The organism is Achromobacter sp. ACM05 (assembly GCF_019218915.1).
Taxonomy (GTDB): Bacteria; Pseudomonadota; Gammaproteobacteria; order Burkholderiales; family Burkholderiaceae_B; genus Achromobacter; species Achromobacter animicus.
On sequence record NZ_JAHUWQ010000002.1, the window covers coordinates 794,713 to 808,868 of the forward strand.

Sequence of the window (14,156 nt, forward strand, 5' to 3'; positions counted from 1 at the left end):
GCGTGTCAGAAGGAGCGGGGCAGGCCCAGGATGTGTTCGGCGACGTACGACAGGATCAGGTTGGTCGAGATGGGCGCCACCTGGTAAAGGCGCGTCTCGCGGAACTTGCGTTCGACGTCGTATTCATTGGCAAAGCCGAAGCCGCCATGGAACTGCAAGCAGGCGTTGGCGGCTTCCCAGGATGCGTCCGCCGCCAGCAGCTTGGCCATGTTGGCCTGGGCGCCGCAGGGCTCGTGGGCATCGAACAGCCGGCAGGCCTCGTAGCGCATCAGGCTGGCCGCTTCAACGTTGATGTGCGCGCGCGCAATGGGGAACTGCACGCCCTGGTTCTGGCCGATGGGGCGGCCGAACACCACGCGTTCCTTGGCGTAGGCGGTGACCTTGTCGACAAACCAGTAGCCGTCGCCAATGCACTCGGCGGCGATCAGCGTGCGCTCGGCGTTCAGGCCATCCAGGATGTACTTGAAACCCTTGCCTTCTTCGCCGATCAGGTTTTCTTCGGGGATTTCCAGGTTGTCGAAGAAGAGCTCATTGGTCTCGTGGTTGACCATGTTGGGGATCGGGCGGATCGACATGCCGTGCTTGACCGCGTGGTGCAGGTCGACCAGGAAGATCGACATGCCTTCGGACTTGCGCGTGACCTGATCCAGCGGCGTGGTGCGCGCCAGCAGAATCATCAGGTCCGAATGCTGCACCCGAGAGATCCAGACCTTCTGCCCATTTATGACATAGCGGTCGCCGCGCTTGACGGCGGTGGTCTTGATCTTGGTGGTGTCGGTGCCGGTGGTGGGTTCGGTGACGCCCATCGACTGCAGGCGCAGTTCGCCGGCGGCGATGCGGGGCAGGTATTCTCGCTTCTGGGCTTCGGAGCCGTGGCGCAGCAGCGTGCCCATGTTGTACATCTGGCCGTGGCAGGCGCCGGAATTGCCGCCGCTGCGGTTGATTTCTTCCATGATGACCGAGGCTTCGGTCAGCCCCAGGCCCGAGCCGCCGTATTCCTGCGGGATCAGCGCCGCCAGCCAGCCGGCTTCGGTGAGGGCGCGGACGAAGTCCTCGGGATAGCCGCGCTCTTCGTCGACCTTGCGGAAATATTCGGAGGGGAATTGTGCGCAGAGGTCGCGCACGGCTTCGCGGATGTCCTGGTAGGCGTGGGAGGCTTGGTGCATGTGGCTGACTGTTCTATGTGAAGGAATGGTTCGGTACAGGATCGAATGTGCCGCAAGGGCGGCCAGGTGCCAATTCACGAATCATTAATACGGGGTTCCTGAACGCAAAAGCGCACCTTCATGACCGCTGTGCGTCATGTTTCCGCCAAGGTTGTGTCAAGAAATTGCCAAACTGCATCTCCATAATCCGTGGCACTGCCGCGAAGGCGGCCAAGGCTATACACGGATGGATATGCGGAAAAATCTGAGAGTCACGACGGCGCTATCGGCCATTCTTGCGTTGTTCGTCGTGCTGTTCGCTGTCGCTGCGGCGGCGGGTATCACGGTCTTGCGCGACAACCGCGCCGATATCGAGGCCCTGGGCCGGGGCAGCATCGAAAGGGCGAGTGATCTCGCGGATATGACCAGCCGGCTGTTTCAGGCGCGCGCGGCGCTGACCGACGCCAAGACGGCGATGGAAGGCGGGCTGGAAGACGCGCGCAACGCGTCGCTGGCCCAGGCCGATGGGCTGCTCAAGCAGGCCGCCGCCAGTCTGGCGCGCCTGCGCGCCAATCCCGACGACAGTGCCCAGGGCGCGCCGCTGTTCGGCCAGGTGCTGACGGCCTATGCCGCCTTTGCGGACCAGACGCTTGCGCCGATGAGCAAGGCGATCCAGGGCTGGAACGGCATCGAGGTCAACCGGCTGACGGACAAGGCGCTGCCCGCCAGTGGCGCGGGCTATGTGAAGCAGGTCGAGGCCTACCAAGCCTACGCCCGCGAACACGGGCAGGAGGCGGTGGCCGGCGCAAGCCGCACCCTGGAGCGTGTGATCGTGGTGGCGGCCGCCGTGCTGGGTTTCGTCCTGGTGCTGGCGATCCTGATCCGGCTGGGATTCCGCCGCAGCATCGTGCGGCCGCTGAACGAGGCGGGGGCGCACTTTGACCGCATCGCGGACGGCGATCTGACCGGCGCGATCACGCAGCGCGGCGACAACGAGATCGGCGTGCTGTATTCGGCCATGCGCCGCATGCAAACAGGGCTGTCGACCGCGGTCGCGTCGGTGCGTCTGGGCGTCGAAGAGATCCATACCGGCGCCGGCGAAATCGCAGCCGGCGGCGCGGACATGTCGGACCGCGCGGCCCGGCAGGCGGGCTCGCTGCAGGAAGCGTCGGCCAACATGACGCAGCTGGCGCACACCGTGCAAATGACCGCCGGCAACGCGGACCTGGCCAGCCGGCAAGCGGTCAGCGCCACGCAGTTGGCGCAGCGCGGCGGCCAGGCCGTCGACGAAGTGGTGCACAGCATGCAGGGCATCGCCGACAGCGCGCGGCGCATCGGCGAGATCGTGGGCGTGGTGGACAGCATTGCGTTTCAGACCAACATCCTGGCGCTCAACGCGGCCGTGGAAGCGGCGCGCGCGGGCGAGCAGGGCAAGGGTTTTGCCGTCGTGGCGGGGGAAGTGCGGTCGCTCGCGCAGCGCAGCGCCCAGGCGGCGCGCGAGATCAAGGGCCTGATCGAAGACTCGGCCGCGCGCGTGGATGCGGGCGTGCGTCACGTGAACCTGGCGGGCGACACCATGCGCGATATGGTGGCTTCCGTGGACCGTGTGACGCAGATCGTGAACGAGATTTCCAGCGCCACCGCCGAACAGGCGTCCGGTATTGCGTCGGTGAACGATGCGGTGGCCGATATCGAGCGGTCCACGCAGGAAACGGCCGCCATGGTCGAACAGACGGCGGCCGCTGCGGCGGCGCTGGAAGCCCAGGCGCAGGGACTGCGCCGGGCCGTGGCCAAATTCCAGATTGCGCAGGGCGCGCAGGCGGCGGCGCGCGAAGCCTCAGCCGGTGAGCTGCGGCAGGATGGCGCCCGTGTAGCGCTCGGCCACGAGCGACAGGTTCCCGTGCTTGACCTTGTGCTTGACATGGGCAGCCGCCGAGGCGATGTCCTCAGGGCGGATGCGCTCGCATAACGAGGGCGTGACGGTCAGGGCGCCCACGCCCAGCGTCACGAACGGAAAGAAGCGCGGCACGCCGTAACGGTCTTCGGCCTCGATGCCCCCGTTGCGGCGGCCCTGTTCGTCGTACAGGGCCATGGCGCCCTCGTTGAATTCGGCAATGATGCGCTCGATGCGCGTCATCCAGTCCGGACTGCGCAGCAGCACCACGAAGTCGTCACCGCCCACATGCCCCACGAAATCGCGCTGCGGGTCGCAATGGCGTTTGATGACGTCGGCGGTCAGCATGATCATGTCGTCGCCGCGCCAGTAGCCGTAGACGTCGTTGAAGGGCTTGAAGTTGTTCAGGTCCCCGTAGCAGATCGTGAAGTCCGCGGCGTCTTCCAGCAGCGTGGCAATGTGCCGGCTGATGGGGATATTACCGGGCAAGGACGTCAGCGGGTTGGCGTAGCGCGCTGCCTCGATACGCATCTCGGTCACCGAGCGCACCAGGGTTTCGCCCGTGGCCAGCCCGTCATAGCGGCCGTCGCGCGTGATGATCAGCCCGTCCATCAGGTAGCGCTGGTCCTCGGAAATCAGCACGTGACTCAGCTGGTCGATCGATACGTTCACGTCCACCAGCACCGGCTCGGCGTTCATGAAGGTGGAGCAGGCGTCGCGGCCGAAGAGCTCGCGCGTGTAGCGCTGCGCGTAGTGTTCGGAGAAGTCCCGCCGGTTGATGATGCCGACCGGCCGGTTGTCGGCGTCGACCACCGCCACGGCGTGCAGGTTTTTGTGCTCGATGAAGAGGCGATGCACGTCGTCGTTGGTGTGCTTGGTCAGGAGCGCGGCGGGGGCCTCGACCCGCAGACTGATGGCCGTGCCGCCGGCGGCGCGCTGCGACACCGGCGCCGACGTGCGCGAGCGCAGCGAGTCGCGCAGGGGCGGGGTCAGTTCGGTCAGCAGGGTTTCGTCGGGCATCCCCAGGAACCAGCCCTGCGCGTAGCGGATGTCCAGCTCGCGCACGACGGCCAGGTCCTCGGCGGTTTCGATGCCTTCGGCGATGACTGACGTGCCCAGGTGCTGCGCCACCTTCAGGATGGCGCGCACCATGTTCTGTTTGCGCTCGTCGTGGCCGATGCCGTCAAAGAAATAGCGGTCGATCTTGACCAGCTCGGGCTGGGTTTCGGCCCAGAGCTGCAGGTTGGAATTACCGACGCCGTAGTCGTCGAGCGCGATGCGCATGCCGGCCTCGCGCAGGCAGGCAAAGGCGTTGTGCAGTTCGCCCATGCGGTCCGACAGCGGATCCTGCTCGGTCAGTTCGACGACGATGCTGGCCGGTTCCAGCGCGCAGTCCTTGAGCAGCCTGCCGGGCATGTCGTGGCCCCAGAGGGTCCAATAATGGAGCAGGGCGGAGCCGGACAGGTTCAGGAACAGCTTGCCCGCAGCGTCGTTCTGTTCGAATCCGCGTGCGCCCGCGCGGAAGCTGGCCAGTTCAAGCTGCGGGTGCAGCCCCTGGCGTCGCGCTTCGGCGAACAGGGCGTCGGGAAAGTGCAGGGGGGTGTCGGCGGGACCGCGGATGAGGCTTTCGTGGCCGTAGATGCGGCTGTGCGACAGGTCGACCACAGGCTGGAAGCGCGGCCGCAATAATCTTTCGCGCAGAATGCCAGCCAGGCTGGCGTGCGCGGGCGCGCCGCCGGGAGGATTGAGCGGAGCGCGGGCCGCGGCGGGCCGTGGCAAAGCGTGAATGGAGTTCATCGCCGGGGCATTGAGATACGATCAGTGACAAGATCGGTCATATTGACAACAAAATATGTCTGCGTTGTTGCGCCATGTCGTGACGTGCAATCTTCAGTCGCTGTTACATCCGTGTCAACAACGAATTCTCACGTACGTGGTACCCACGCCAGTATCGTGGGATGCCCGCCCGCCGCCGGCCTCGCCCTATACAATCCGGCCTATGACTTCCCCCAAGATTCCCGACTCCCTGCGCCGTGTTGTCCTGGCGTCCAATAACGCCGGCAAGCTGCGCGAGTTTTCCGCCTTGTTCGCGCCGCTGGGCATCGAGCTGGTGCCGCAGGGCGACCTCGGCGTGCCGGAAGCCGAAGAGCCGCACGTCACGTTCGTGGAGAACGCGCTGGCCAAAGCCCGCCATGCCAGTCGCCTGACCGGATTGCCCGCGTTGGCGGACGACTCGGGCCTGTGCGTGGCCGCGCTGGACGGCGCGCCGGGCGTGTATTCGGCGCGCTATGCCAAGATGAACGGCGGCGAAAAGTCCGATGCAGCCAACAACGCACTGCTGGTGCGCAACCTGGCGTCCGTCGCCGACCGCAGCGCTTGGTATGTGGCGGTCCTGGCGCTGGTGCGTTCCGAGAACGACCCCCGTCCGCTGATCGGCGAAGGCCTGTGGCACGGCGAGATCATCGACGTGCCCGAAGGTGCCAACGGCTTTGGCTACGATCCGCACTTCTACCTGCCCGACATGGCGCTGACCGCCGCGTCGCTGGATCCCGATGAAAAGAACCGGGTCAGCCATCGCGCCCGGGCGCTGCGCGAGCTGCTCAGCAAGCTGAGCCACGCTTGACCACGGCGCCGCCAAGGCGCCAGGAATTTTTTCGCATGTCCATCACCATTCCCATCCGCAACGATATGGGCGCGACCAAGTCGCGCCTCGTTGTTCCCGCTGGCGCCACGCTGACCAGCCTGCCGCCGCTGTCGGTCTACGTCCACGTGCCGTGGTGCGTGCGCAAGTGCCCGTACTGCGATTTCAACTCGCACGCCGCGCCGGGCGAGATTCCCGAACGCGCCTATCTGGATGCGCTGCGCAGCGACCTCGAACAGTCGCTGCCTTCCATCTGGGGCAGGCAGGTCATATCCGTATTCATCGGCGGCGGCACGCCCAGCCTGTTGTCGGCGGCCGGCCTGGACGAGCTGCTGGCAATGCTGCGGGCGTACCTGAACCTGTGGCCTGATGCCGAAATCACGATGGAAGCCAACCCCGGCACGGCCGAGGCGGGGCGCTTTCGTGACTATGCGGCCAGCGGCGTCACGCGGTTCTCGCTGGGCATCCAGAGCTTTGACGATGTGCAGTTGAAGAAGCTGGGCCGCATTCACGATGCCAACCAGGCGCGCGCGGCCATCGAGATGGCGCAGCAGGCGGCGGCCCGCGTCAATCTGGACATGATGTTCGCCTTGCCCGGCCAGACGCTGGAGGCCTGTACGGCCGATCTGCGGCAGGCGATTTCGTTCGGCACCGAGCACCTGTCGCTGTATCACCTGACGATGGAGCCGAACACGGTCTTCGCGAAGTTTCCGCCTGAAGACTTGCCGGACGACGACACGAGCGCCGCCATGCAGGACGCGGTGGAAGCCGAGCTGGCGGCGGCGGGACTTGCGCGCTACGAGGTATCGGCCTACGCCAAACCGGGCGCCCGCTGCCGCCACAACATGAATTACTGGGAGTTCGGAGACTACCTGGGCATCGGCCCCGGCGCGCACGGCAAGCTCTCGTTTCATGACCGCATCGTGCGCGAAGCGCGGCTGCGCAGTCCGGATTCGTGGATGCAGGCCGCCATGGCGCGCGACGGCAGCCATCTGGCCGAGAGCCGGCAGGTCGGGCCGGACGAGCTGCCGTTCGAGTTCATGCTCAACGCCCTGCGCCTGAAGGACGGCGTGGCCGCCACGGCGTTCAACGAACGCACCGGTTTGTCGCTTGCCGTCATTGCGCACCAATTGGAGGCAGCCTCGAAACGGGGCCTGCTCGACGCCGATCCCACGCGCCTGCGCGCGACGCCCCTGGGCTGGCGCTTCCTCAATGACCTTCAGGAAATGTTCCTGTAAGGTGCAAGCACCAAAATGGGGCGATCATGCCCCATCTTTTGCACCACGATGGTGCTACATTGCCCCAAGACTGCCGTGCCTCCCCCCGGGAATACCGGGACTAAACCTGGCACGCTTATTGCTTCCCTCTTTTATGCCAGTCGACGGGCAAAGCCCTCGACCCTTTTATCTAATGGAGATGACATGGCAAGCCCGAAAGACGTCCTGAAACAGATCGCCGATAACGAAGTGAAATTCGTGGATTTCCGCTTTACCGATACGGTTGGCCGTGAGCACCACGTTTCCGTGCCCACCACCGCTATCGATGAAGACAAGCTGGAAAGCGGGCAGGCTTTCGACGGTTCGTCGATCCCGGGCTGGAAGGGCATCGAAGCCTCCGACATGCTCCTCATCCCCGACTGCGCCACCGCCAACCTGGATCCGTTCCGCGAAGAGCCGACCCTGATCCTGTCGTGCGACGTGGTCGAACCGTCGGACCTGAAGGGCTATGACCGCGACCCGCGCTCGCTGGCCAAGCGCGCTGAAGCCTACCTGAAGTCCTCCGGCCTGGGCGACACCGCCTACTTCGGTCCGGAACCCGAATTCTTCGTGTTCGACGGCGTGACCTGGAACACCGACATGTCGGGCACGTTCGTCAAGATCAAGTCCGAAGAAGCCCCGTGGTCGACCGGCCTGGAATTCGAAGGCGGCAACACGGGCCACCGTCCGGGCGTGAAGGGCGGCTACTTCCCCGTTCCGCCGGTCGATTCGTTCCAGGACATGCGTTCGGAAATGTGCCTGCTGATGGAACAGATGGGCGTGCCGGTTGAAGTGCACCACCACGAAGTGGCTGCTCCCGGCCAGCTCGAAATCGGCACCAAGTTCAGCACGCTGGTGCAGCGCGCCGACTGGACCCAGATCGTCAAGTACGTCGTGCACAACGTGGCCCATGCCTACGGCAAGACCGCCACGTTCATGCCCAAGCCCATCGTTGGCGACAACGGCTCCGGCATGCACGTCCACCAGTCCATCTGGAAGGACGGCCAGAACCTGTTTGCGGGCAACGGCTACGCCGGCCTGTCCGAATTCGCCCTGTACTACATCGGCGGCATCATCAAGCACGCCAAGGCCCTAAACGCCATCACCAACCCGGGCACGAACTCGTACAAGCGTCTGGTCCCGCACTTCGAAGCGCCCGTGAAGCTGGCCTACTCGGCCCGCAACCGTTCGGCTTCGATCCGTATTCCGTACGTCGGCAACCCGAAGGGCCGCCGCGTCGAAGCGCGCTTCCCGGACCCCCTGGCCAACCCGTACCTGGCTTTCTCGGCGCTGATGATGGCTGGCCTGGACGGCGTCCAGAACAAGATCCACCCGGGCGATCCGGCCGACAAGAACCTGTACGACCTGCCGCCGGAAGAAGACGCGAAGATCCCGACCGTCTGCGCCTCGCTGGAAGAAGCGCTGGAATCGCTGGACAAGGATCGCGAGTTCCTGACCCGTGGCGGCGTGTTCAGCAACGACATGATCAACGCCTACATCGACCTGAAGATGGCCGATGTGACGCGTCTGCGCATGACGACGCACCCGGTCGAATTCGACATGTACTACAGCCTCTGATGGTTTGAGGCCGTGGCTGGGGGGAGCGCGATGAGGTAGGCAGAAGCACGGCTTACACCACGCGCACCACCAGGTAGCCGCCCGACGAATTGCCCGCCCGGCCCCGCGCCGGCGGGCAGGGCGCCGGGTTGGCGCGCCCGTCGCGGACGCGTTCCGCTTTCCCCTGTCCATTCGGGTACGTTGAAAATGAATGTTGAAGCTCTCGATCTGCTAGCCACGTCAGTCTTCCTGGTCAACGAGCGCGGCCACATCGAATACGCCAACGCCGCCGCCGAGGACCTGTTCGGCCGCTCGCGCAAGCAACTGGGCGGGCATTCCGCCGCCACCCTGTTCGACAATCCCGAGAATATCCAGTCATCCATCGACCGCGCCGCGGGCGGCAGGTACGCCGACGTGAGGCAACTGGCCTCGTTGCGCCGCGCCGCCGAATCCGTGGAAGTCGCCGTGACCACCGTGGGACTGACCGGCCAGCGTTGGCCGGTGCTGATCGAGACCCGCGAAATCGAGCAACGCGTGCTGGCCGACCGCAACCACCGGCTGGTGGACGAGATCGAAGCCCACCGCGAACTGCTGCGCAACCTGGCGCATGAAGTCAAGAATCCCCTGGGCGGGCTGCGCGGCGCCGCGCAACTGCTGGAAGCCGAGCTGCCCAGCGCAGCCCTGGCCGAATACACCCAGGTCATCATTTCCGAAGCCGACCGCCTGCAGGCGCTGGTAGACCGCCTGAGCGGCCCGCAACGTGTGCCGCTCAATGCGCGGCCGGTGAACATCCATGAAATCTGCGAGCGCGTCTGCGCGCTGATCCAGGCCGAGTTCCGCAACGACGTCACGATCCAGCGCGACTACGACGCCTCGGTGCCGGACCTGAAGGGCGACGCCGCCCGCCTGATGCAGGCCGTGCTCAACGTGGCGCGCAACGCCGCGCAGGAACTGGTGGCGCGCCCGCAGGGTCCGCAGACCGAACCCGGCGTGGTGACGCTGCGCACCCGCGTGGCGCGGCAGGTCATGCTGGCGCACCGGCAGCACCGCCTGGCGCTCGTGCTGTCCATCATCGACAACGGTCCGGGCGTGCCGGACCACATCCGTGACCGCATCTTCCACCCGCTGGTCACGGCCAGGGCTGGCGGTACCGGCCTGGGCTTGAGCCTGGCGCAGGACTTCGTGCAACAGCACGGCGGCATCATCGAATTTGAATCCCGACCGGGGCGCACCGAGTTTCGCCTGGTCCTCCCGATGGAGCCCGCAAACTGATGAAACCCGTATGGATCGTCGACGACGACCAGGCCATCCGCTGGGTCCTCGAAAAGGCCCTGGCCCGCGCTGGCGTCCCCACCCGCAGCTTTTCCCAATCGGTCGACGTGCTCGAGGCGCTTTCGCGTGAAACGCCCGTGGCGCTGGTGTCGGATATCCGCATGCCCGGCGGCAACGGCCTGGAGCTGTTGCGCCAACTGAAAGAGCGGCATCCCGGTCTGCCGGTCATCGTGATGACCGCGTTTGCGGATCTGGACAGCACCGTTTCCGCCTTCCAGGGCGGCGCGTTCGATTACCTGGCCAAGCCGTTCGACGTGAACGAGGCCGTCGCGCTGATCCAGCGCGCCATGCAGGAATCGGCCCAACCCGAAAGCCCGGACGGGCAGGGCGAAGCGGCGCAGAACAACGAGCGCTGGATGATGACGCAATCGTCGTCCACCGCCATGCAGGAAGTCTTTCGCGCGATCGGCCGGCTGGCGCAGTCCAAGGTCACCGTCCTGATCACCGGCGAGTCCGGCACCGGCAAGGAACTCGTGGCCCGCGCGCTGCACGGCCACGGCGTGCGCGCCAGCGGACCGTTCGTGGCGCTGAACGCCGCAGCCATTCCGCGCGACCTGCTGGAGGCCGAACTGTTCGGCCACGAGCGCGGCGCGTTCACCGGCGCCAATAACCTGCGCCGCGGCCGCTTCGAAGAGGCGCATGGCGGCACGCTGTTCCTGGACGAAATCGGCGACATGCCGATCGAGTTGCAGACGCGACTGCTACGCGTGCTGGCCGAGGGCAGCTTTTACCGGGTCGGCGGCGCGCAGCCCGTGCGCGTGGACGTGCGCATCGTGGCCGCCACGCACCAGCCGCTGGAGCAGCGGGTCGAGCAGGGCCTCTTCCGCGAAGACCTGTTTCACCGCCTGAACGTGATCCGCCTGCGGCTGCCGCCGCTGCGCGAGCGGGTCGAGGATATTCCCGCGCTGGCCCAGCACTTCCTGACCGCCAGTGCGCGCACGCTGGGCGTGCCCGTCAAGCGGCTGACGCCCGAGGCGCTGGCCGTGCTGACCAAGTTCGACTTCCCGGGCAACGTGCGCCAGCTGGAAAACTTCTGCCACTGGCTGACGGTGATGGCGCCGGGCCAGACAGTGGATCGTATCGACCTGCCGCCTGAAATCCGGGCCATGGAACATCAGCCGCAGCCCGGGTCCGCACCCATGCGGCCCGCGACGCCGACGGCTGGCGTGGGTACGGTGGTTCAGTCGGGCGCCTACGCCGCGGAACCGGCTGAGGACGGCGCGCCGCGCAATTGGCAGGATTCGCTGCTGCGCGATGCGCAGTACCGGCTGGAGCGCGGCGAGCCCGCAGTCATGGCGACACTGACGCGCCAGTTCGAGAAGATCCTGCTGCAAAGCGCGCTGGATGCCAGCCGGGGCCGTCGCGTGGAAGCCGCCTCGCGCCTGGGGATCGGCCGCAACACCATCACGCGCAAGCTGCGCGAGCTGGGTATCGAAGACGAGTAACCGATCCGGCGCCGGCCCGGCAGTGGGCCGGTTCCGGACGCCGGACCCGAGCGCATGTGGGCTCGGGCCGGCCTACAAGCCGAGCAGGCTTTCGCACAGGCGCGGCGACTTCAGTTTCTGCAGCCACCACTTCATGGCCTCGCCGGGCGGCTCCGCCCGCCACGCGTACGCCACGTGTTCCGTCAGGGACATGCCTTCATCCGTTTCGCACACCACCAGCAACCCTTGCGCAAGGTAGGGTGCGGCCAGCGTCAGCGGCAGATAGCCGCAGCCCAGGCCGCGCACCTGCGCGTCGATCTTGGCCTGCATCGACGGCATCACCAGCGTCGGCTGCTCCGACAGGATGCCGCGCGACTGCACGGGCAGGTTGCGCGAGGTATCGGCAATCACCACGGCGCAGTAACGCGTGATGTCCGCGCGGCTGAGCGGCTGCGGCAATGAGGCCAGCGGGTGATTCGCCGCCACGCAGAATCCGAACTGCATCACGCCGATCGCTTGTGAACGATACGGGCCCGTGGGTTCGCCCGCCGCGCCCGCGCCGATCACCAGGTCGGCGCGGCCCGACGTCAGGGCGTCCCAGTTGCCGCTCAGCACCTCGGTGGAAAAGCGCAGCGTCGTGGCGCTGCCCACCGCATGGAATTCGTCGATCAGGTCGTAGATGGGCCGCCACGGAATCACGGCACTGACGGCGATGCGCAGTTGCACTTCCCATCCCGTGGCAATGCGCTTGACCCGGCTGGCCAGCTCGTCCAGCGACTGCAGCAGATGCCGCCCATCCTTGAGCAGCGCTTCGCCCGCCGGGGTCAGCAGCGCGCGGTGCCCCGAGCGGTCGAACAGCAGCACGTCCAAGCCGTCTTCGAGCTTGCGGATGGAGTAGGTGACGGCGGAGGGCACCTTGCCCAGTTCGCGCGCCGCCTTGGCAAAGCTGCCGTGGCGTGCGATCGCGTCGACAAGGACAAGAAGTTCCGGGGTGATGGGCTGCATGTCAGAGAGCGAAGAACGGGTATTCAAATAATTTGAACGAAGTCATCAAAATATAGCGCCAAAACCGAGGGGCAAGGCGCGCAGAATACCACTCATGCCGGGGATGCAGACAAACGGCAAGGCAGAAAGCCAGCCAGGATGCACCCCCTAATCATTCATATTATTGAAACAGGAGTTCAAGATGCTTACGATTCGCCGCGCTGCAGAACGGGGTCATGCCAACCACGGATGGCTTGATTCGTTCCACACCTTCTCCTTTGCCAACTACTACGACCCGGCTCACATGGGCTTCGGCGCGCTGCGTGTCATCAACGACGACCGCATTGCGGCCGGCCGCGGCTTCGGCACGCACGGCCACCGGGACATGGAGATCATCACCTACGTGCTGGACGGCGCCATCGCCCACAAGGACAGCATGGGCAGCGGCTCGGAAATCCAGCCGGGCAACGTCCAGCGCATGAGCGCCGGCCGCGGCGTGATGCACTCCGAGTTCAACCCCCGTCCCGATGCCGAAACGCACATGCTGCAGATCTGGATCGAGCCGAACGTGACCGGCATCGCGCCGGAATACGAAGAGCGCGCCTTCAGCGATGAGCAAAAGCGCGGCCGTCTGCAAGCCCTGGTGACGGGCGACGGCGCTGACGGATCGATGACGATCCATCAGGACGCCCGTCTGTACGCCGGTCTGTTCGACGGCGACGAGTCGGCCTCGCTGCCGCTGGCTGCCGGCCGCCGCGCCTGGGTCCACGTGGCCCGCGGCAGCGTGACGGTCAACGGCGCCGCGCTGAATGCCGGCGACGCCGTGGCGATCACGGACGCCGCCAGCGTCGAGGTGTCGGGCGGCAAGGACGCCGAAGTGCTGGTCTTCGACCTGGCCTGACGCCAACTGCCGGGCGGATCCTGGAATCCGCCCGCTTTCACACAATACCAGCCGCGAGGCCATTAAGATGGCCCCAGGCCTACCCATTGCGGAGCATTGCACCATGTCGACCCTGTCCCAAGCCGGCGAAAGCCAGATCGAAACCGTTGTGGTGCCGCGCACCAGCGACTTGGGCGGTTTTTCCGTCCGCCGCGCCATTCCTTCCATGCAGCGCCGCAGCGTCGGTCCGTTCGTCTTCCTGGACCAGATGGGACCGGCGGACTTCGACGTGGGCGCCGGCATCGACGTGCGTCCCCATCCGCACATCGGCCTGTCCACCGTGACGTACCTGTACGAAGGTTCCATGGTCCACCGCGACGGCGCGGGTCACACGCAGACCATTCTGCCGGGCGAAGTGAACTGGATGACGGCCGGTCGCGGCATCGTCCATTCCGAACGTTCCTCGCCGGAAAGCCGGCTTGCGCCGCAGCGCCTCTGTGGCCTGCAGATCTGGGTCGGGCTGCCCAAGGCGCACGAAGAGACCGATCCTGGGTTCACGCACTACGGGCTGGACGCGCAGCCGGTGATCGAAGGCGAGGGCGTGCGCGCCCAGGTCGTGGCCGGTTCGCTGTTCGGCAAGACCTCGTCGGTCAAGACGCTGTCGCCCCTGTTCTATGGCGACCTGCAACTGCAGGCAGGCGCGACCACGGTGCTGCCGGCCGAACACGAAGAGCGCGCCGCCTATCTGGCGCAGGGCGAGGTCGAAATCGACGGCCAGACGTACGAAAGCGGGCGCCTGGTCGTGTTCGCCCCGGGCAAACCGGTGCAAATCCGTGCCAGGACGGCCGCGCGGTTCGCGGTGCTGGGCGGCGAGCCGCTCGATGGCCCGCGCTTCGTGTGGTGGAACTTCGTGTCCAGCAGCAAAGACCGCATCGAACAGGCCAAGCAGGATTGGCAACGCACGCGGTTCGATCAGATCGTGCCGGGCGATGAGACCGAGTACATCCCGCTGCCGGAAGCCCGCGCCTGAGCGGGACGGGATG

General features: G+C 66.1%; 10 protein-coding genes and 1 pseudogene. 8 read left to right on the forward strand and 3 right to left on the reverse strand.

The window, feature by feature from the left end:
* Positions 1-5: 5 nt before the first annotated feature.
* Entirely contained in the window at positions 6-1,166 is a 1,161-nt protein-coding gene (locus KW836_RS14585) for an acyl-CoA dehydrogenase family protein (RefSeq protein WP_105238791.1), read from the reverse strand.
* A 232-nt stretch (positions 1,167-1,398) separates the two neighbouring features.
* Here KW836_RS14585 and KW836_RS14590 point away from each other — a divergent pair.
* Positions 1,399-2,832 (forward strand): annotated as a pseudogene (locus tag KW836_RS14590) (methyl-accepting chemotaxis protein); the annotation flags it as partial.
* Between the two features lie 150 nt (positions 2,833-2,982).
* Here KW836_RS14590 and KW836_RS14595 read toward each other — a convergent pair.
* Positions 2,983-4,836: an EAL domain-containing protein gene (locus tag KW836_RS14595; protein ID WP_255595646.1), complete on the reverse strand. Its 1,854-nt coding sequence runs from the start codon at positions 4,834-4,836 to the stop codon at positions 2,983-2,985.
* Between the two features lie 202 nt (positions 4,837-5,038).
* On the opposite strand from KW836_RS14595, the gene rdgB reads away from it, so the two are divergent.
* From rdgB to ntrC, 5 genes are all read left to right on the forward strand, one after another.
* Entirely contained in the window at positions 5,039-5,662 is a 624-nt protein-coding gene (rdgB, locus tag KW836_RS14600; RefSeq protein ID WP_175121668.1) for an RdgB/HAM1 family non-canonical purine NTP pyrophosphatase, read from the forward strand.
* Positions 5,663-5,697: 35 nt separating this feature from the next.
* Positions 5,698-6,918, forward strand: a complete 1,221-nt coding sequence (gene hemW, locus KW836_RS14605; protein ID WP_218343717.1) for a radical SAM family heme chaperone HemW — start codon at positions 5,698-5,700, stop codon at positions 6,916-6,918.
* 183 nt (positions 6,919-7,101) lie between these two features.
* Positions 7,102-8,514 (forward strand): type I glutamate--ammonia ligase, encoded by a 1,413-nt coding sequence (gene glnA, locus KW836_RS14610; RefSeq protein WP_175136605.1) that lies wholly within the window; start codon positions 7,102-7,104, stop codon positions 8,512-8,514.
* A gap of 186 nt (positions 8,515-8,700) precedes the next feature.
* Positions 8,701-9,765, forward strand: a complete 1,065-nt coding sequence (gene glnL, locus KW836_RS14615) for a nitrogen regulation protein NR(II) (RefSeq protein WP_056560977.1) — start codon at positions 8,701-8,703, stop codon at positions 9,763-9,765.
* Positions 9,765-11,270: a nitrogen regulation protein NR(I) gene (gene ntrC / locus KW836_RS14620; RefSeq protein ID WP_218343718.1), complete on the forward strand. Its 1,506-nt coding sequence runs from the start codon at positions 9,765-9,767 to the stop codon at positions 11,268-11,270. Before glnL ends, ntrC begins: the two co-directional genes overlap by 1 nt.
* Positions 11,271-11,342: 72 nt before the next feature.
* Here ntrC and KW836_RS14625 read toward each other — a convergent pair whose 3' ends face one another.
* Complete coding sequence (locus KW836_RS14625) at positions 11,343-12,254, reverse strand: LysR family transcriptional regulator (RefSeq protein WP_175121665.1); 912 nt, start codon at positions 12,252-12,254, stop codon at positions 11,343-11,345.
* A 181-nt stretch (positions 12,255-12,435) separates the two neighbouring features.
* Between KW836_RS14625 and KW836_RS14630 the strand changes: the two genes are divergently transcribed.
* Together KW836_RS14630 and KW836_RS14635 are read left to right on the forward strand one after the other, a co-directional pair.
* Entirely contained in the window at positions 12,436-13,134 is a 699-nt protein-coding gene (locus KW836_RS14630) for a pirin family protein (RefSeq protein WP_175121664.1), read from the forward strand.
* 103 nt (positions 13,135-13,237) lie between these two features.
* Positions 13,238-14,143, forward strand: coding sequence for a pirin family protein (locus KW836_RS14635; RefSeq protein WP_175136602.1), 906 nt, complete (start codon positions 13,238-13,240; stop codon positions 14,141-14,143).
* The last annotated feature ends 13 nt before the right edge of the window (positions 14,144-14,156 follow it).

Excerpts from the sequence above, each read along its gene's own strand:
- glnA (WP_175136605.1), top strand. The coding sequence starts at position 7,102 with ATGGCAAGCCCGAAAGACGTCCTGAAACAGATCGCCGATAACGAAGTG.
- ntrC (WP_218343718.1), top strand. The coding sequence starts at position 9,765 with ATGAAACCCGTATGGATCGTCGACGACGACCAGGCCATCCGCTGGGTC.
- KW836_RS14635 (WP_175136602.1), top strand. The coding sequence starts at position 13,238 with ATGTCGACCCTGTCCCAAGCCGGCGAAAGCCAGATCGAAACCGTTGTG.
- KW836_RS14595 (WP_255595646.1), bottom strand. The coding sequence starts at position 4,836 with ATGAACTCCATTCACGCTTTGCCACGGCCCGCCGCGGCCCGCGCTCCG.
- hemW (WP_218343717.1), top strand. The coding sequence starts at position 5,698 with ATGTCCATCACCATTCCCATCCGCAACGATATGGGCGCGACCAAGTCG.
- glnL (WP_056560977.1), top strand. The coding sequence starts at position 8,701 with ATGAATGTTGAAGCTCTCGATCTGCTAGCCACGTCAGTCTTCCTGGTC.
- KW836_RS14585 (WP_105238791.1), bottom strand. The coding sequence starts at position 1,166 with ATGCACCAAGCCTCCCACGCCTACCAGGACATCCGCGAAGCCGTGCGC.
- KW836_RS14625 (WP_175121665.1), bottom strand. The coding sequence starts at position 12,254 with ATGCAGCCCATCACCCCGGAACTTCTTGTCCTTGTCGACGCGATCGCA.
- rdgB (WP_175121668.1), top strand. The coding sequence starts at position 5,039 with ATGACTTCCCCCAAGATTCCCGACTCCCTGCGCCGTGTTGTCCTGGCG.
- KW836_RS14630 (WP_175121664.1), top strand. The coding sequence starts at position 12,436 with ATGCTTACGATTCGCCGCGCTGCAGAACGGGGTCATGCCAACCACGGA.